Raw genomic sequence first — 18,373 nt, 5'->3', positions numbered from 1 at the left:
CCGGAACCAGTGTTCTGCTCAAAAAAGCTGCTGGAGTCCTCGGTCCGTGTCGATCTTCGTCGCACTGCATCACGTCACGCACTACAAATACGACCGGCCGATCGATCTCGGGCCTCAGACCATTCGGCTCCGGCCCGCGCCGCATACCCGCACGCCGATCCTGAGTTATTCGCTCAAGGTCACGCCATCGAATCATTTCGTGAACTGGCAGCAGGATCCGCAGGGCAACTGGCTGGCGCGCTACGTTTTTCCGGAGAAGGCGACCGAGCTCAAGGTCGAGGTCGACTTCACCGCACAGATGACGGTGGTCAATCCGTTCGACTTCTTCGTCGAGCCTTACGCCAACGCCTTTCCGTTCGAATACCCCGAAGATCTCAAGACCGAGCTCGCGCCTTATCTTGAGACCGAGGTGCCGGGACCGTTGCTCGCGGCTTATTTGAAGGACATTCCGCGCAAGGCCGACTCGACCGTCAATTTCCTGGTCGAGCTGAACGCGCAGCTGCAGAAGAAGATCGGCTACGTGATCCGCATGGAGGCCGGCATCCAGACGCCGGAGGAGACGCTGGCCGCGGGCTCCGGCTCCTGCCGCGACTCGGCGTGGCTCTTGATCCAGGCGCTGCGCCATCTCGGGCTCGCCGCGCGCTTCGTCTCGGGATATCTCATTCAGCTGCGGCCGGACATCGATCCGCTCGAGGGGCCGCGTGAGGTCGAGCGCGATTTCACCGACCTGCACGCCTGGGCCGAGGTCTATCTGCCAGGTGCGGGCTGGATCGGTTTCGACGTCACCTCCGGCATGCTGACGGGCGAGGGACATATCCCGGTCTGCGCCACGCCACACTACCGCTCGGCCGCGCCGGTGACCGGCACCGCGGGCTTCGCCAATGTCGAGTTCGGCTTCGAGATGAGCGTCAAGCGGATCCGCGAGGCGCCGCGGATCACCAAGCCGTTTTCGGATGAATCCTGGGCGCGGCTCGACCGGCTCGGCGAGCAGGTCGATGCCGATCTAAAGAAGGACGATGTGCGGCTGACCATGGGCGGCGAGCCGACCTTCGTTTCGGTCGACGATCTGGAATCGCCGGAGTGGAACGTCGCCGCGGTCGGTCCGACCAAACGCGGGCTGGCCGACGAACTGATCCGCAAGCTGCGCACGCGGTTCGCGCCCGGCGGCCTGCTGCATTACGGCCAGGGCAAATGGTATCCCGGCGAGAGCCTGCCGCGCTGGGCGTTCGGCCTCTACTGGCGCAAGGACGGTAAGCCGATCTGGAAGAATGCCGGCCTGATCGCTTCAGTCGAAAATCCGCGCAAAGCTGGGATCGCCGATGCGGAGCGCATCGCAATCGGCATCGCCGCGCGGCTTGGCCTGAAGGCTGACTACGTCATGCCGGCCTTTGAGGACACAGCGTTCTGGCTCGAGCGCGAGGCCGGCTTGCCGGCCAATGTCAGCCCTGCGAATTCCAAACTGACCGATCCGGAGGAGCGCGCGCGGATGGCGCGGGTGTTCGACGAGGGGCTGACCACGCCGAAAGGCTATGTGCTGCCGATCCAGCGCTGGAGCCCGCTCGGCGATCGCGTGCCGGCGCGCTGGCGCAGCGAGCGCTGGAAGATCCGGCGCAGCCATCTGTTTCTCTTTCCGGGCGATTCCCCGCTGGGCTTGCGGCTTCCGATCGCTTCGCTCGAACACGTCCCGCCCGAGGATTTTCCCTACGTCATCGAGCGGGATCCGATGGCGCCGCGCGATGCGCTTGGGGAGATCGATCCGGAGCTGACGCGGGCGCTCAAGGACATTGAAGAGCCGCTGCCGGTGCGTACCGCGATGTCGATCGAGGTGCGCGATGGCGTGCTATGCGCCTTCATGCCGCCGGTCGAGAAGGTCGAGGACTATCTCGAGCTGATCGCCGCGATCGAAGCCGCCGCGGAAGAGCTGCAGCTGCAAGTCCATGTCGAAGGTTACGCGCCGCCATTCGATCCGCGGATCGAGGTGATCAAGGTGACGCCGGATCCCGGCGTGATCGAGATCAACGTGCAGCCGGCGCAGAGTTGGCGCGAGGCCGTCGACATCACCCTCGGCCTCTATGAGGACTCCGCGAAGACGCGGCTCGGGGCCAACCGTTTCCTGATCGATGGCCGCCACACCGGCACCGGCGGCGGCAACCACATCGTGGTCGGCGGCAGCAAGCCGGAGGATTCGCCGTTCCTGCGCCGGCCGGACCTGCTGAAGAGCCTCGTGCTGTACTGGCAGCGGCATCCGTCGCTGTCCTATCTGTTCTCCGGCATGTTCATCGGCCCAACCAGCCAGGCGCCGCGCATCGACGAGGCGCGGCACGACGGGCTCTATGAGCTGGAGATCGCGCTGTCGCACGTGCCGCCGCCGGGGATGGATGCGCCGCTGTGGCTGGTCGATCGCCTGTTCCGGCACATTCTGGTCGATATCACCGGCAACACCCATCGCGCCGAAATCTGTATCGACAAGCTCTATTCGCCCGATGGTCCGACCGGCCGGCTCGGCCTGGTCGAATTCCGCGCGCTCGAAATGCCGCCCGATCCGCGGATGTCGCTGGCGCAGCAGCTGTTGATTCGGGCACTGATCGCCAAGCTGTGGCGCGAGCCGCAGCAGGGCAGGTTCGTGCGCTGGGGCACCGCGCTGCATGACCGCTTCATGCTGCCGCATTTCCTCTGGGAGGATTTCCTGGGCGTGCTCGCCGAGCTCAAGCAATCCGGCTACGACGTCGAGCCGGAGTGGTATCAGGCCCAGCTCGAATTCCGCTTTCCCGCGTTCGGCCGCATCCATCACGGCGGCGTCGGCCTCGAGCTGCGGCAGGCGCTCGAGCCCTGGCACGTGCTGGGCGAGGAGGGCACCGCTGGGGGTACCGTGCGCTACGTCGATTCCTCGGTCGAGCGGCTCCAGGTGAAGGCGACCGGTTTCGTCGAGGGCCGTCACGTCATCACCTGCAACGGCCGGCGGATGCCGATGACCGAGACCGGCCGCGCCGGCGAGGCGGTTGCCGGCGTGCGCTTCAAGGCCTGGCAGCCGGCCTCCGGCCTGCATCCGACCATTCCCGTGCACGCGCCGCTGACGTTTGACCTGATCGATACCTGGAACGGCCGCTCGCTCGGCGGCTGCGTCTATCATGTCGCCCATCCCGGCGGCCGCAACTACGAGACCAAGCCGGTCAATTCCTACGAGGCCGAGGCGCGCCGGCTGGCGCGCTTCCAGGAGCACGGTCATACCCCCGGCAGGGTCGAACCGCCGCCGGAGGAACGCACAATTGAGTTTCCGTTGACCCTCGACTTGCGGACGCCGCTCCTGCAGTAATTGGATGCAGGGGAAGTGCAATGACCGCATCGGGTGGCCAGGGAAGCAGTCAAGGAAGCAGTCAAGAGAGCAGGGCCCGTCCCGGTCAGCGCCGGATGGCGCAGTGGACCCGCGACTATGTCCGGCTGCCCGGCATTCCCGATGAATACATTGCCGAGAACGGCGCGCCGCGGCCGGTCTGGGCCCGCTTCTTCGACGCCTTTGCCGCGTTGTCGCCGGCCGATATCGAGCGGCGCTTCGCCTCCGCCGACCGCCATCTGCGCGAGGCCGGCGTCACCTACCGCGCGCCCGGCGACACGTCCGACCGGATCTGGCCGCTCAGCCACCTGCCACTGATCATCGATGCGGCCGATTGGCGGCAGCTCGCCGCCGGCGTCGCGCAACGCGCGCAGCTTTTGGAAATGGTGCTGGCCGATCTTTACGGCGAGGGCCGTCTCGTTGCTGACGGTGCCATCCCCGCGGCGGCGATCGCCGGCAGCAGCGAATATCTGCGCGCGGTCAGCGGCATCAAGCCGCCGGGCGGCCGCTATCTGCATCTCTATGCCGCCGACATCGGCCGCGGGCCTGACGGCCGCTGGTGGGTGCTCGGCGATCGCACGCAGGCACCGTCGGGCGCCGGCTATGCGCTGGAAAACCGCCTGGTGCTGTCGCGCGCCTTTTCCAATCTCTACAAGTCGATGAATGTCGAGCGCGTCGCGCCGTTCTTCGAAGCGTTCCGCGATTCGCTGCGTGCCAGCGCCGACCGCGACGAGCCGCGCATCGGTCTGCTGACGCCAGGGGCGTTCAGCGAGACCTATTTCGAGCATGCCACGCTCGCGCGCTATCTCGGCTTCCTGCTGGTCGAGGGCGACGACCTCGCGGTCTCCGGCGATCGCATCCACATCCGCACCGTTGCCGGGCTGAAGCGGCTCGACGTGCTGCTGCGCCGGGTCGATTCCAACATGCTCGATCCGCTCGAACTCGACGCCTCCTCTTATCTCGGCGTGCCCGGGCTCGTCGAGGTGCTGCGCAAGAGCGGCGTCGTGGTCGCCAACATGCCGGGCTCGGGCGTGATGGAGGCAAGGGCGCTGCTTGGCTTTCTGCCCAATCTGTGCCGGCGTCTGCTCTCTGAAGACCTGATGATGCCGCACATCGCGACCTGGTGGTGCGGCCAGAAGTCCGCCCGCGAGCAGGTGCTGTCGCGGTTCGACGAATTCGCAATCGAAGGCGCCTATGGCCGCGGCGTTGCGGATTTTCCAGGCCACGGGCCGGTGCTCCCGGGCGAACTGTCGGCCGCGGACCGCGACCGCCTGAAGGATGCGATCAGCCATCGCGGCATCGACTATGTCGGGCAGGAGTTGGTGCGGCTGTCGACCACGCCGGTGTGGGAGAACGGCCGCATCGCGCCGCGTCCGTTCGTGCTGCGGGTGTTCGCGGCGGCGACGCCGAACGGCTGGACCGTGCTGCCCGGCGGCTTCTGCCGGATTGCCGATCGGGCGGATGCGCGCGCGGTGTCGATGGGCGACGGCGCGGTGTCCGCCGATGTCTGGGTGGTCTCCGACAAGGCGGTTGCGACCTCGACCCTGCTGCCGGCGGTCGACACCGTCCGCATCCGCCGCATCGCCGGCGTGCTGCCGAGCCGCGCCGCCGACAATCTGTTCTGGCTCGGCCGCTATCTCGAGCGCGCCGAGGCGACCATCCGGCTGATCCGCGCGCTGTGCACGCCGCTGCGCGATCCTGCACGGGCCAATTCGACCGGCTCGACGCCGGCCATGCATTCGGCCGAGCGCATCCAGCGCATGCTGGTCGCCTGGGGCGCGGCCTCGCAGACGGCGCGCGCCAATCCCGCCAAGGTCGCGCTCGAAGCGTTGCAGAACGAGGAGAAGTTCGGCTCGGCGCTGTCGCTGGTGCGATCGGCGCAGCGCACGGCCACCTCGCTGCGCGAGCGGCTGTCGCCGGACGCCTGGCAAGTCATCACCGAGATGGCGGATCGGCTTGCGATCGAGGTTCACGACGATGACGGCGTCGTCAGCGCCGCCGAGCTGACCTTGCAGGAGCTCGCGAGCTTCGCCGGCCTCGCGCAGGAGAACATGAACCGCGCCGCCGGCTGGCGTTTCCTTGAGATGGGCCGCCGCGCCGAGCGCGCCATAAACACCACGCGCTTTGCCCGTCAGTTCGCCTATGACGAAGCCGGCGACGAAGACCTCGACGTTCTGCTGACGCTGGTCGACTGCCAGATCACCTACCGCTCGCGCTATCTGGTGCAGCCGCTGCTGACGCCGGTGCGCGATCTCGCCGTGCTCGATCCCTACAATCCGCCGCTCGGTCGCATTCCAGGTCGCGGCGCTGAACGAGCATATCGCCGCGCTGCCGAGCCTGAAGGAGCACGGCCTGATCGAGCGGCCGCAGAGGCTTGCCGTTGCGGTCGAGGCGATGTTGACGACGGCCGAAGCCGGCAGCCTCGACGTCAAGACGCTGTTTGCGCTGGAGCAGGATCTGCTCAACCTCGCCGACTCGGTCGGGCTGCATTATTTCCCGCACGGGCCGAACGCCAGCCGGCCGGAGAAGCTCACGGGGCTGGCGTGATCTACGACATCCGTCACGTCACGACCTACAGCTACGAGACCCAGGTCAGCTTCGCGCGCTGCTCGCTGCGGCTGGAGCCGATCACCGGCGACGGGCAGGAGCTGGTTTCCCATTCGGTCGAGATTCGTCCGAAGCCCGCGGAGCGCACCGCGCGGCGCGACTTTTTCGGCACGCTGACCGAAGGCGTCCTGATCGAGACCGCGCATCGCAGCCTTCGGATCGATTCCCGCTCGCGGGTCTCGGTGGCGCGGCAGCCGCCGGCGCGTGACGCGGCGAGCCCGCCCTGGGAGTGCGTGCGCGACAGCGCATTCGAGGCCTTGAGCCTCGATGCGGCCTCGCCGGTCGGCTACGTCTTCGCCAGCGCGCTGGTGCCGGTGCTGCGGCCGGTGACGGCCTACGCTTCCGCGAGTTTTTCGCCCGGCGGCGGCATCCTTGCCGGTGCGGCCGACCTGATGCGCCGTATCCGCCGCGACTTCAAATACGATGCGAAGGCGACCGTGATCTCGACGCCGCTTCGCGACGTGTTCGAGAAACGCCACGGCGTCTGCCAGGATTTTGCCCATGTGATGATCGCGGGGCTGCGCGGGCTCGGCCTGCCGGCGGCCTATGTCAGCGGCTATCTGCGCACCATTCCGCCGCCGGGCCAGCCGCGGTTGCAGGGCGCGGACGCAACCCACGCCTGGGTGTCGGTCTGGTGCGGCGGCGAGCTCGGCTGGGTCGGGTTCGATCCGACCAACGATCTCATGGTCGCCAACGACCACATCATCCTCGCGGTCGGCCGCGACTTCGCCGATGTCTCGCCGGTCGACGGCGTCATCGTCGGCGCGCGCAAGCAGAAGCTCAGCGTCGCCGTCGACGTGTTGCCGGTGGAGTGAACCGAGGGGACAGACGCGCGCTCGGCCGCGCCGCCGCGATCTCGATCAGGCGACCTGCCGCTGGCCCGATTTGTCCCACCCGATCGGGCTGATGATGACGCGGTCGCGGCCTTCATGCTTGGCTTGATAGAGCGCGAGGTCCGCGGCCTTGAGCAGATCGCGCGATGTGCGCTCGTGATCCGGGACGAGGCAAGACAGCCCGATGCTGATGGTCGGCAACTCATGCTCGGATTCGCGCGCCGCGGTCAGCTTCGCGCGAATCTGCTCGGCAACTTCCAACGCGCCCGCCTTGCCGATGCCAGGCAGCAACACCGAAAACTCCTCGCCGCCATAGCGCGCGCCGAGATCCGTTGCGCGCTTGGTGCTGCTGGCGATGCACCATCCCACAGTGGCGAGCACAGCGTCGCCGGCCTGATGGCCGTACGTGTCATTGAAGGTCTTGAAATGATCGACGTCGATCATCAGAAGCGATACCGGCGACTTTGCGCGCATGCCACGCCGCCATTCGACGTCAAGCGTATCGTCGAGGCGGCGGCGGTTGGCGAGGCCTGTCAGCGCATCGGTGTTCGCGAGGTGCGCGAGCCTGCCTTCCGCGGCGGCTCGGCGTTTAAGAGCGGCCAGCAAGTAGAACATCAGGACGATCGAGAAGCCACAGAGCGCCGCCACCACGCTTCCGATCAGCCAGAGCTGTTGCCACCAATCGGCATAGATGCCGTCGAGCGCGAGGCCCTCGGCGATCAGCAGGGGATGGTGTCCGACCGCCTGAAAGACATAGAGCCGGCTGACGTGATCGACGATCGATTTCGTCATGTACGAGCCGGATTGCCGTGCCGGGAACTGCTTGAAGACCTGTGAGTCCCTGATGCTTTGCCCGATCTTGCCGATGTCGAACGGTGCTCGCATCAGCATGACGCCGTCGGTGTTGAACAGCGCCATGCTGTCGCCGAGGCCGAAGTTCAGCTTGCGAAACAGATTGTGGAAATAGCTGAGCCGCATGCTGCCCGCGACGACGCCGGCAAAGGACCCGTCGGCATTGCTGATGCGGCGGCTCAGGCTGATCAGATATTCGCCGTCTGAAGTCACCCAGGGAGCGCTGATGAACAGTCCGCTGTCGGCTCGCGCCTGATGCACCCGGAAGAAGTCCCGATCGGCGAAGTTTGAGGTCCGCGGCGTCAATGTCCGGGAATCGAGCGTGACGTCTCCCGCCGTATTCAGCACGAGGATCGAGCCGAGATCCTTGGCGGTGGCGGCGCGGTCGAACAGCACGACCTGGCGAAGCTCGGGGCTGATCCTGCCGAGTTCCGGCAGCTTGAAGCCGTCGGCGACGGCCTGCAGCGACAGGTCATAGAGCTCGATGTTGCGGTCGATCTCGCTGGCGATGGAGGCGACGAGGTTGGTCGCGCCTTCCTTCGCATGCTGATAGTCCTTGCCGGCCATCTCCCAGAGAATGGACGCGCAGATCGCCGAAAAGCACAAGACGAGACCGATCCCGAGCGCAAGCAGCCGTTTGGTCGGCACGGCCCTCGGCTTTGGCAACAGCCCGTTCATTGCTCGCTTCCACTTCCCCGCGCCCCCGCGCTCTATCCGTTTCTATAGGGGCATCAAATTGAGAAAGGCGACCGCAAGCACCGGCAATTTGCGCCCGCGCGTTGCGATAGTCTTAACCATTCCAAGTTGGTCGGAACCTGGCGCCGGGCCCGGACGGATCGCCTGATCCCTTCAGGTTCCGGTCCGTCGCAGGTCCTCGGCGGCATCGCTGCGCAGGTTGCGGAAGAACTGCTCGACCTCGCGCGACAGCGTCTCGGCGGTTGCCGTCAGATCGTTCGATGCCGCGAGCACCGATTCCGCCGCCTTGCTGGTCTGGTCCATGTCGTCGCGGAGCGAGCCGACGTTCGTCACCAGGGTTTCGTTGCCCTGGGCGGCCATCTGCGCGTTGGCGGAGATTTCACGCGTGGCTGCGTCCTGCTGGTCGATCGCACTTGCGATGTTGGCGGTGACGTTGCTGATCTCGCGCACCGCCTGGCCGATCTCGCGCACGGCGGCCACCGAGTTGCGGGTCGAGGCCTGGATCAGGCCGACATTCTCGCTGATCTCGGCGGTTGCCTTGGCGGTCTGCCCGGCCAGCGCCTTCACTTCGTGTGCAACGACCGCGAAGCCGCGGCCGGCGTCGCCGGCGCGGGCGGCTTCGATGGTGGCGTTGAGCGCGAGCAGGTTGGTCTGCTCGGCGATCGCCTGGATCAGGTTCAGCACACCATCGATGCGCTGCGTGGTGGCGGCAAGGCTCTCGATCTCGGTGATCGACCGGTCGGTGCGCGCACCCGCCTGATCGACCGCGCCGGAGGACTGCTTGACCTGGCGGCCGATCTCCTGGACCGAGGCGGAGAGCTCTTCGGCTGCGCTTGCCACCGCAGACACGTTGCTCGAGGCCTGTTCGGTCGCGCCCGCCGCCGCAACCGTCCGGCCGCTGGCGTCCGCCGCGACGGTCGCGATGGTCTGCGCGGTTTGCCGCATCGTCGCAGCGTTGTCGTGCACCGCGCGGAGCACCTCACCGATGGTGCCGCGGAACGTCTCGACGAAGCTCTCGATATGCCGGCCGCGGGCATCGCGGGCCTCGGAGTCCTGCACGACTTGCGCGTTCAGGCTGCGATTGCGGTCCATCGCCTCCTGGAAGACCTTGATGGCGCGTGCCAGTGCGCCGATTTCATCGCTGCGCCCGACGTGCGGCACGTCGACGTGGTCGGCGCCCTCGGCGACGTGCTTGATGGTTGTGGTGATCTGCGACAGTGGCCGCGCCACCGAGCGGGCAATGATCAGCACGCCGAGCACCACCACGACCAGGGCCGCTGCGCCGAGCCCGGTCAGCAGCAGCGCCAGTTCGCGGTTGGTGTCGGTCTGCTGCGCCAGCTTCTTGCTGCGCTCGGCGTAGACCTTGGACAGCGCCTCGAGATCCTTGTTCAATGCGGTGCGCACGTCGCGGTTGGCGTCGTTGTCGCCCCACTCACGCCCGGCAGCGGCGCCGATTTCGATGCCGCGGCGGACCAGCTCTTTGCGGAACTCGATGAATTGCTCGATGCGCTTCTTGAACACCGCGAACTGCGCGGCGTCGTCGGCCTGCACCAGGGATTCCCAGTTCCTCACCACGCCGAGGATGCGGTCGTTGAACGCCAGCAGCCCGTCGCCGTATTTCTTCACCGCCGCAGGTTCGGCCGACATGTAGATGCCACGGGATTCCATCACCACCGCGTAAACCAGCGAGTTGACCCGCTCGACATTGAGTGCGGCGCGGCTTGCGAGGTCGACGGCCGCGGTCAGCTCGGCATTGCGCCGCGCGTTGTAGTCGGACAGGATGGTGATGGCTGCGGTCAGCGCCGCAATCAGCGCAAACGTCGAGTACAGCCTGGCAGCAAGCGAGAATCGGGATGCCATTGGCGGAGGCCGGGATGTGGAGATGGGGGATGTGACGGGGGACGGCATTGAGGGCACTCCAAGAGGCCGGGGAGTACCTTCGGCCAATTAAAGCTTATGCAAAATCTTCATGGACAATTTCTTAACGCGTGCGTTTCGTAGCGGTCGCAACCGTTAAAATCTCTAAATAATACCAATGTCTTATGAGACGCGCCGAGGCGGTCGGGTTTTGTCGGCCTGCCGTCGTGTTGAATGACGGACCGCCATCATCATCATTCATCAACATCCCCCGGCGCACCGGGAGAAGCTGATGGTACGACTTTCGCAAAGAGGTGCTAGGTTACGCCGTCCCTGCCTCGACGCGAATCCCCATGCTCTATCGTCACACCATCGATGCCACCAGTTATGCATTCGACGATCTGCGCATCCTGCTTGCCAAGGCCTCGCCGCCGCGGTCCGGCGACCGTTTGGCCGGCATCGCGGCCGACAGCGCCGCGCAGATGATCGCCGCGCGGCTCGCGCTTGCCAACGTTCCACTGAAGCAATTCCTCGATGAGCCGATCATCCCCTATGAGGACGACGAAGTCACCCGCCTGATCCTCGACAGCCACGACGTTGCCGGCTTCCTGCCGGTGTCGTCGCTCACCGTCGGCGACTTCCGCGACTGGCTGCTATCGGATGCTGCCACTGGAGACGCGATCAACAGGATCTCGCGCGGCATCACGCCGGAGATGGTGGCGGCAGTGTCGAAGCTGATGCGCAACCAGGATCTGATCCTGGTCGCGAAGAAATGCGAGGTGACGACCCGCTTCCGCAACACCATCGGCTTGCGCGGGCGAATGAGCACGCGGCTGCAGCCGAACCATCCGTTCGACGATGCCAAAGGCATCACCGCATCGATCCTCGACGGGCTGTTGCTCGGATCCGGCGACGCCTGCATCGGCATCAATCCGGCGAGCGACGATCCGAACGTCATCGGCACCCTGCTGCGGCTGCTGGACGACGTCATCACCCGGCTCGGGATTCCGACGCAAGGCTGCGTGCTGACCCATGTCACGACCACGCTCGGCCTGATCGGGCAGGGGCTGCCGGTCGATCTCGTGTTCCAGTCGATCGCTGGCACCGAGGCGGCCAACCGCAGTTTCGGCGTCGACCTCTCGTTGCTCCGGGAGGCACGGGAAGCCGGGCTGTCGCTTCGCCGCGGCACGGTCGGCGACAATGTCATGTATTTCGAGACCGGGCAGGGCTCGGCCCTGTCGGCCAACGCCCATCACCAGGTCGACCAGCAGACCTGCGAGGCGCGGGCCTACGCGGTGGCGCGGGCGTTCGATCCGCTGCTCGTCAACAGCGTGGTCGGCTTTATCGGTCCCGAATACCTCTATGACGGCAAGGAAATCATCCGCGCCGGGCTCGAGGATCATTTCTGCGGCAAGCTGCTCGGCCTGCCGCTCGGGATCGACGTCTGCTACACCAACCACGCCGAGGCCGATCAGGACGACATGGACAATCTCCTGACGCTGCTTGCGGCCGCCGGCGTGAACTTCATCATGGGCGTGCCGGGCGCCGATGACGTGATGCTGAACTATCAGTCGACATCGTTTCACGATGCGCTCTACGTCCGCGACCTGTTCGGCCTGAAGCGGGCGCCCGAATTCGACGACTGGCTGGCGCGCGTCGGCCTTGCCGGGCAGGACTTCCGCCTCGTTGCCGATGCCGGGCAGCTGCCCGACCTCGCCGCCAGGCTCTTGACCTGACGGGATAGCCAAATTCTGCAGAGCAACTATCTCACCGTTGTGACGTTGGTAAGCGCCACAATATTGAAGAATTTCTGGCCCAGCGTTCCGCGCCGTGGTTAGATTTGCGGGTGCTTCGGGGTCGATTGATGAGAGCTGAGGGCATAAAGACAGCACGGCGTATCCTCTGCGTCTTTCCGCGCTATACGTCGTCCTTTGGGACCTTCGAGCACGCCTACCCCCTGACCGACGGCGTCAAGGCGTTCATGCCGCCGCAGGGCCTGCTGCTGATCGCCGCATACCTCCCCGAGAACTGGCCAGTCCGTTTCGTCGACGAGAATCTGCGTCCGGCCACGATGGAGGATTTCGAGTGGGCGGACGCGGTGTTCGTCAGCGGTATGCACATCCAGCGCCAGCAGATGAACGATATCTGCCGCCGCGCGCATGATCATGATCTGGCGGTCGCGATCGGCGGCCCGTCGGTCAGTGCCTGTCCGGACTACTACCCCTCATTCGACTACCTTCATGTCGGCGAACTCGGCGATGCGACCAATGAGCTGATCAAGCGTCTGGAGCAGGACACCAGGCGTCCGGACGAGCAGGTGGTGCTCAAGACCATCGACCGCTTGCCGATGACGGATTTTCCGTTGCCGGCCTACGAGCTCGCCGAAACCAAGAAGTACTTCCTCGGCAGCATCCAGTTTTCCTCGGGCTGCCCCTATCAGTGCGAGTTCTGCGACATCCCGGGGCTCTATGGCCGCAATCCGCGGCTGAAGTCGCCGCAGCAGATCATCGCCGAGCTCGACAAGCTGCGCGCCTGCGGCGCAACCGACACCGTCTATTTCGTCGACGACAATTTCATCGGCAACCGCAAGGCCGCGAGCGAGCTGCTGCCGCATCTGATCGAGTGGCAGAAGCGGACCGGCTATGTCACGCGCCTCGCCTGCGAGGCGACGCTCAACATCGCCAAGCGCCCCGAGATCCTGGAGAAGATGCGCGAGGCCTTCTTCGTGACGATCTTCGTCGGCATCGAGACGCCAGATCCCGACGCGCTGAAGGCGATGCACAAGGATCAGAACATGATGGTTCCGATCCTGGAGGGCGTGCGCACCATCAACTCGTTCGGCATGGAGGTCGTCTCCGGCATCATCATGGGGCTCGATACCGACAAGCCCCAGACCGCTGACGCGCTGCTCTCCTTCGTCGAGGAGTCGCGGATTCCGCTCCTCACCATCAACCTGCTACAGGCGCTGCCGAAGACGCCGCTGTGGGATCGTCTCGAAAAGGCGGGAAGGCTGGTCCATGACGATGGCCGCGACTCCAATGTCGAGTTCCTGATGCCCTACGAGGACGTGGTCAGTTCCTGGCGCAAATGCATGGAGATCGCCTACCAGCCCGAGAAGCTGTTCGAGCGCTACTTGCATCAATGCAACTACACCTATGCCAACCGCATCAAGGTGCCGGTCAGCCCGGAGATGAAGAGCTGGGCCAACATCCGGCGCGGCCTGATTATGCTGCGCAACATCTTCTGGAAGGTCGGCGTGCTCGGCGACTACAAGCGCGTGTTCTGGAAGTTTGCGCTCGGCCGGCTCAAGCGCGGCGACATCGAGGGGCTGATCTCGGCGACGCTGGTTGCGCATCATCTGATCACGTTTGCGCGTGCAGCCTCCAGCGGCCGGCAGAACGCCTCGAACTACTCGATCCGGCTGCGCGAGGCTTCGGTACCCGCCGAATGACACCATGACGACACCGCCGGCGCCATCGCCCCCGTCGCTTCCCGATTTTCGCGACTTCACGCCGGCGCGTGTCGGTCTCGGCCGATCGGGGGCGAGCCTGCCGACTGATGCGCTGCTCTCGTTCACGCTCGACCACGCCCGCGCCCGCGACGCCGTTCACGCGGCCTTCGATGTCAGCGGCATTACGGCCGGTCTTGCCGGCCTTGGCATCACGTCGCACGAGGTGTCGAGCCAGGCGCCCGGCCGGCGCGACTATCTGCGCCGGCCCGATCTCGGACGCATGCTGGACTCAGCATCGCGACGGTCGCTGGAAGGGTGTGGTATCACCGCATGCGCGTGCGCCATTGTGATCGGCGACGGCCTGTCGCCGACCGCGGTCAATGTGCACGCCGTCGAATTGATCCGGCACCTCGTGCCGCGGCTTGCGGCAGACGGGATCGACGCCGGTGCGGTGATCGTCGCGTCAGGCGCGCGCGTCGCGCTCGGTGACGAGATCGGCGCCATCATCGGCGCGCGGATGCTGGTGATGCTGATCGGCGAACGGCCCGGCCTGTCCGCGCCCGACAGCCTTGGTGCCTATCTCACCTTCGCGCCGCGGATCGGCCTCACCGATGCCGACCGCAACTGCATTTCCAGCATCCACCGTGCCGGCCTGAGCTATCCGGAAGCCGCATTCAGGATCTCGTGGCTTGTGCGCGAGGGGCTGGCACGCCAGATCACCGGGGTCGCGTTGAAAGATGAAAGCGGCGGTGGATCGTCACAGAATGCGCTTCCAGGGTGTGACAAATCAGATACTTAATAGTGGGGATCAGCGGTTCCCCGCGCATTTGGTTCTGCCCTCGCGCTTGCGAGCAAAGGGGCAGACAGGTAAAACACGCGCCGGTCAATATTCGCGTGTTTTCAAGGACTAGCGCCGATAAGCCGCGCTCACCCGCCTCATTCGCGCCCCTCGACCCAAGCTAGACAGATTGAGCCGTTTCAGAACTGGACAGGGCATGCTCGAAAAGAACTCCGAAAGTCAGGTCCACGTCGAGAAGGTCGAAGAGCCGCGGTCGGGCCCCAGCATCGCGTTCGGGATCGAGCGTCTCGGCCTGATCCCGATGCGGGCGCCGATCCTGTCCTGCATCGTGCTCGTCCTGTTGTTGATCGGCGCGGTGTTCGGCGTGCATCGGATCAAGATCGACGACTCGCTGTCGCAGCTGTTCCGTTCCGAATCCAAGGACTACAAGCAATATGAGGCGGTGACCAAGCGCTTCCCGGCGACCGAGTTCGACGTCCTTGTCGTGGTCGAAGGCAAGACGCTGCTCGAACGCGACAATCTCGGCAAGCTCCGTGACATGGTCACAGACCTGCAGCTCGTCGAGGGCGTGCGTGGCCTGGTCTCGCTGTTCTCCGCGCGCCAGGCGCCGGAGCCCGGCAAGCTGCCGGCGGCGCTGTTCCCCAATGAACTCCCGGAGGGCGCGGCCTACGACAAGTTCGTCGAGACCGTCAAAAGCAACGAGATCATCCGCGGCAAGCTGCTGTCGGAGGACGGCACGCTCGCGCTGGTCGTGCTGTCGCTCGAGCCGGAGGTGGTCGGCAGCAACAAGCTCAGCAAGGTGGTCGGCGACATCAGGAAGATCATGGCCGACGATCTCAGCGGCAGCGGGCTCAATGCCCAGCTGTCCGGCGTGCCGGTCATGCAGCTCGAGATCCGCAATGCGGTCGAGCGCGACGGCCTGACCTACAACATCCTCGGCATCCTCGCCGGCTGCGTCATCGCCATCATCTTCTTCCGCAAGATATCCTTCATGGTGGCGGCGGCGTTCCCGCCGATGATCGCGATCCTGCTCGCGCTCGGCGGCCTCGGTTGGGCCAATTTCAATCTCAACATGTTCCTCAACGTGATGACGCCGCTCATCATGGTGATCAGCTTCTCCGACTCGATGCAGCTGACATTCGCGGCGCGTGACCGGCTGATCGCGGGCCAGGACAAGTTCACCGCGTTCAAGAACGCGGTGCTGGTGGTCGGCCCGGCCTGCGTGCTGACGCACGGCACGGCGGGCATTTCCTTCATCGCGCTGCAGTTCTCGGATTCCGACCTGATCCGCAAGTTCGGCGAGGCCGGGCTTGCGGCAACCATCATCGCGCTGGTCGCGGTGCTCTCGCTGGTGCCGGTATTCGGCATCCTGCTGGTGCGCAACGAGAAGGTCTTCGCGGTCAAGTTCCAGAGCGCGGACGCCGGCGTGCAGGCGCTGCGCAATTTCTGCTACTGGATCGCGGTGCGCATGGTCGGCCGTCCGGGGCTGTTCAGCCTGCTCGCGCTGATCGTCGTCGGCGGCCTCGGCATCATCTATGCCAATCTCGAGCCGCGTTACCGGCTCGCCGACCAGGTGCCGGACAAGCGGCAGGCGGTGGAGGCGTCGAGCCGGCTCGACGCCAAGCTGACCGGCGCCAATCCGGTCGACGTGCTGATCGAATTCCCCAAGGGCCAATCGCTCTACTCGCCGGAGACGCTGAAGACGATCGCCGACGTTCATGCGATGGTCGAGGACAGCGCCGGCGTCGGCAACGTCTGGTCACTGGAGACCCTGCGGCGCTGGCTCGCCGAGAAGGCCGGCAGTAGCGATGTCGCGACGCTGAAGGAATATGTCAGCGTGATTCCCGAGCATCTCGTGCGCCGCTTCATCTCGAAGGATCAGGATGCGGTCGTGGTGTCGGGCCGCGTCCCGGATCTCGATTCGAGCCAGCTGCTTCCGGTGGTCAATAAGCTCGATCATTCGCTGGACAAGGTGCGCGCCGAGCATCCCGGCTACGAGATCGCCGTCACCGGCCTGTCGGTGATTGCCGCGCGCAACAGCGCCAATATGATCGAGAAGCTCAACCGCGGCCTCACCGTGGAGTTCGCGCTGGTCGCGATCTTCATCGGGCTCGCGTTCCGCTCGATCGTGGTGATGTTCTCCTGCATCCTGCCCGGCATCTTCCCGGTGGTGCTGTCAGGCACGGTGCTGTGGCTGCTCGGGGAGGGGCTGCAGTTCGCCAGCGTCGTGGCGTTGACCGTGTCGTTCGGCCTCGGCCTCAGCGCCACCATCCACTTCCTCAATCGGTTGCGGCTCGAGACCAAGCCCGGTGTCACGCCGGAGCTTGCGGTGGAGCGCGCCACGGTGCTGGTCGGCCCCGCGCTGATCCTGACCACGGTGGTGCTGGCCTGCGGCCTCGTCGTCACCGTGTTCTCCGACCTGCCGTCGCTGCGGCTGTTCGGCTGGCTCAGCGCGTTCTCGATGGTTGCGGCCCTGGTCGCGGACCTCTTCATCCTGCGGCCGACCTCGATGTTCCTGATCAATCTGTCGCAAAGGCTCCGCGGCAACGGCGGGCAACCGGCGCCGATCGAGAAGGCTTGATTGATCGAAAACCAAAAGCCCGGTTCCGAAGTGCTCGGAACCGGGCTTTTTGTTTGCCTGCCAAATCGGCTGGAGGGCGTCAGGTTTTCGTCATCGTGATCGTGACGCCGCGGATCTCACCCTTGGAGTCGATCTGCACCACCTGCTTGGAGCCGTTGGTCTGCAGGTTCAGGTTCGCGGCAAAGCCGGACGCCTCGACAAACACGTCAATCCGGCCGCCGCCCGCGGTGCCCTGCAAATTGCCGAAGATGTTCCGGCTCGCCTCGCTCCAGTTGCCGGAGATCCGGTCGCCCTGGCTGGTGACGTCGCTGGAGAGGTCGAACTTGTAGCTGTCGCTCGCGCAATGCAGCGACTGCTTCAGATTCATGCCCGATGGCGCGACCTTGTAATCCGCCTTGCAACGAATCCGTTCGGTCGTTCCGTTGGACAACGCCACCGTGCCCGATCCGGTCCACGAGCCGGCAAAACCGGCAAATGGACCGCTGGCCTGTGCGTGGACTGCGGAGGCAGACAGCATCAGCACGGCGCCGACGCCCACAGCCCTGAGAGCCTGGCCATAGAGGCTGGAACCAAACAGTTTCATTTTGAATTTTCCCACCAAAATCAACGCCTCTTTCGCAAGAAAGCGTCTCGCCGCATCGAAGGTTTAGTGTCAGCCAAGAATGTTAGGTTCAAACGACAGAAGCGGCTCGCGCAAACCCTGTTGTCATCGAACAGAATCAGAAACCATTGGCCTCATGATGGCATCTAGCTTTGCGCGAGCGCGATCCGCAATACCCAAACGCGACAAAGTGATGGCATGAATCGTTGCATTAAATCAATGGCTTAGGCAGGGGTTTACAGCGTCGCAAATTTAGCCGCATTTAGCAGTGCTTGTCGTCAGTCCGTTGCCGCGTTACGTGGCGTCTGCAATCCCCAAAATCCGTCCCGGCCATGCCGAAACGCGTTTCGGGAACAGATTTTCTGCTGTCGGAAATGAAGGAATACGATGCGTAAATTTCTCCTGGCTGTTGCCGTGTTGTCGATCCCGCTCTCGTCCAGCGCCTTCGCCCAGCAGCAAGGGCGCGGTACGCCCGATGAGCAGAAGGCCTGCACGCGCGACGTGCAGCGTCACTGCCGCGCCGTCATCGATCAGGGCGATTTCACCATTCTCGCCTGCCTGCAGCAGAACCGCACCAAGATCAGCGCCGCCTGCGACCAGGTGCTGAAGACCCACGGCCAATAAGACCGAATTCAGGTCTCAAGGGACCGCTATCGACACCGCGGCTGGCAGCCATGCCGGCCGCGGCCACGTATGCTGGCGGTCACAGATAGCATTGGTTTTGGTGGCGTATTCCCCTATATGGGGCTCGCAAATCCCCCGCAT

At 65.1% G+C, this 18,373-nt stretch carries 10 protein-coding genes and 1 pseudogene; 8 read left to right on the top strand and 3 right to left on the bottom strand.

Annotated elements, in window-relative coordinates:
* Positions 1–46: 46 nt before the first annotated feature.
* From ACVW1C_RS07055 to ACVW1C_RS07045, 3 genes and pseudogenes are all read left to right on the top strand, one after another.
* Positions 47–3,313 (top strand): transglutaminase family protein, encoded by a 3,267-nt coding sequence (locus ACVW1C_RS07055; RefSeq protein ID WP_456757785.1) that lies wholly within the window; start codon positions 47–49, stop codon positions 3,311–3,313.
* Positions 3,314–3,333: 20 nt separating this feature from the next.
* A pseudogene (locus tag ACVW1C_RS07050) lies at positions 3,334–5,878 on the top strand (circularly permuted type 2 ATP-grasp protein).
* Entirely contained in the window at positions 5,875–6,753 is an 879-nt protein-coding gene (locus tag ACVW1C_RS07045) for a transglutaminase family protein (protein ID WP_456757784.1), read from the top strand. The pseudogene ACVW1C_RS07050 and the gene ACVW1C_RS07045 overlap by 4 nt, the downstream one beginning before the upstream one ends.
* Before the next feature lie 45 nt (positions 6,754–6,798).
* On the opposite strand, the gene ACVW1C_RS07040 is transcribed toward ACVW1C_RS07045, so the two are convergent.
* Together ACVW1C_RS07040 and ACVW1C_RS07035 are read right to left on the bottom strand one after the other, a co-directional pair.
* Positions 6,799–8,301 carry a diguanylate cyclase gene (locus ACVW1C_RS07040; protein ID WP_456757783.1) on the bottom strand — a complete coding sequence of 501 codons (1,503 nt, stop codon included), beginning with the start codon at positions 8,299–8,301 and terminating at the stop codon, positions 6,799–6,801.
* A 171-nt stretch (positions 8,302–8,472) separates the two neighbouring features.
* A complete protein-coding gene (locus tag ACVW1C_RS07035; protein WP_456757782.1) occupies positions 8,473–10,179 on the bottom strand; it encodes a methyl-accepting chemotaxis protein in 1,707 nt (568 codons plus the stop codon).
* A gap of 350 nt (positions 10,180–10,529) precedes the next feature.
* Between ACVW1C_RS07035 and ACVW1C_RS07030 the strand changes: the two genes are divergently transcribed.
* The 4 genes from ACVW1C_RS07030 to ACVW1C_RS07015 all read left to right on the top strand — a co-directional run bounded on the left by ACVW1C_RS07030 (position 10,530) and on the right by ACVW1C_RS07015 (position 17,007).
* Complete coding sequence (locus ACVW1C_RS07030) at positions 10,530–11,912, top strand: ethanolamine ammonia-lyase subunit EutB (RefSeq protein ID WP_456757781.1); 1,383 nt, start codon at positions 10,530–10,532, stop codon at positions 11,910–11,912.
* Positions 11,913–12,040: 128 nt separating this feature from the next.
* Positions 12,041–13,627 (top strand): B12-binding domain-containing radical SAM protein, encoded by a 1,587-nt coding sequence (locus ACVW1C_RS07025; RefSeq protein ID WP_456757780.1) that lies wholly within the window; start codon positions 12,041–12,043, stop codon positions 13,625–13,627.
* Positions 13,628–13,631: 4 nt separating this feature from the next.
* Complete coding sequence (gene eutC, locus ACVW1C_RS07020; RefSeq protein ID WP_456757779.1) at positions 13,632–14,426, top strand: ethanolamine ammonia-lyase subunit EutC; 795 nt, start codon at positions 13,632–13,634, stop codon at positions 14,424–14,426.
* Positions 14,427–14,622: 196 nt separating this feature from the next.
* Complete coding sequence (locus tag ACVW1C_RS07015; protein ID WP_456757778.1) at positions 14,623–17,007, top strand: efflux RND transporter permease subunit; 2,385 nt, start codon at positions 14,623–14,625, stop codon at positions 17,005–17,007.
* Positions 17,008–17,086: 79 nt separating this feature from the next.
* Here ACVW1C_RS07015 and ACVW1C_RS07010 read toward each other — a convergent pair whose 3' ends face one another.
* On the bottom strand, positions 17,087–17,590 hold the full coding sequence (locus ACVW1C_RS07010; protein ID WP_456757777.1) for a hypothetical protein: 504 nt from the start codon (positions 17,588–17,590) through the stop codon (positions 17,087–17,089).
* A gap of 405 nt (positions 17,591–17,995) precedes the next feature.
* Between ACVW1C_RS07010 and ACVW1C_RS07005 the strand changes: the two genes are divergently transcribed.
* Positions 17,996–18,232: a hypothetical protein gene (locus ACVW1C_RS07005; protein WP_456757776.1), complete on the top strand. Its 237-nt coding sequence runs from the start codon at positions 17,996–17,998 to the stop codon at positions 18,230–18,232.
* The last annotated feature ends 141 nt before the right edge of the window (positions 18,233–18,373 follow it).

It is taken from the genome of Bradyrhizobium sp. USDA 4011, from assembly GCF_054063415.1.
The sequence above is the reverse complement of the archived record's forward strand: the minus strand, read 5'-3'. Positions and strand labels throughout refer to the sequence as shown.

Coding starts and splice junctions, on each gene's coding strand:
- ACVW1C_RS07040 (WP_456757783.1), bottom strand. CDS start 8,301: ATGAACGGGCTGTTGCCAAAGCCGAGGGCCGTGCCGACCAAACGGCTG.
- ACVW1C_RS07030 (WP_456757781.1), top strand. CDS start 10,530: ATGCTCTATCGTCACACCATCGATGCCACCAGTTATGCATTCGACGAT.
- ACVW1C_RS07025 (WP_456757780.1), top strand. CDS start 12,041: ATGAGAGCTGAGGGCATAAAGACAGCACGGCGTATCCTCTGCGTCTTT.
- eutC (WP_456757779.1), top strand. CDS start 13,632: ATGACGACACCGCCGGCGCCATCGCCCCCGTCGCTTCCCGATTTTCGC.
- ACVW1C_RS07015 (WP_456757778.1), top strand. CDS start 14,623: ATGCTCGAAAAGAACTCCGAAAGTCAGGTCCACGTCGAGAAGGTCGAA.
- ACVW1C_RS07035 (WP_456757782.1), bottom strand. CDS start 10,179: ATGGCATCCCGATTCTCGCTTGCTGCCAGGCTGTACTCGACGTTTGCG.
- ACVW1C_RS07010 (WP_456757777.1), bottom strand. CDS start 17,590: ATGAAACTGTTTGGTTCCAGCCTCTATGGCCAGGCTCTCAGGGCTGTG.
- ACVW1C_RS07005 (WP_456757776.1), top strand. CDS start 17,996: ATGCGTAAATTTCTCCTGGCTGTTGCCGTGTTGTCGATCCCGCTCTCG.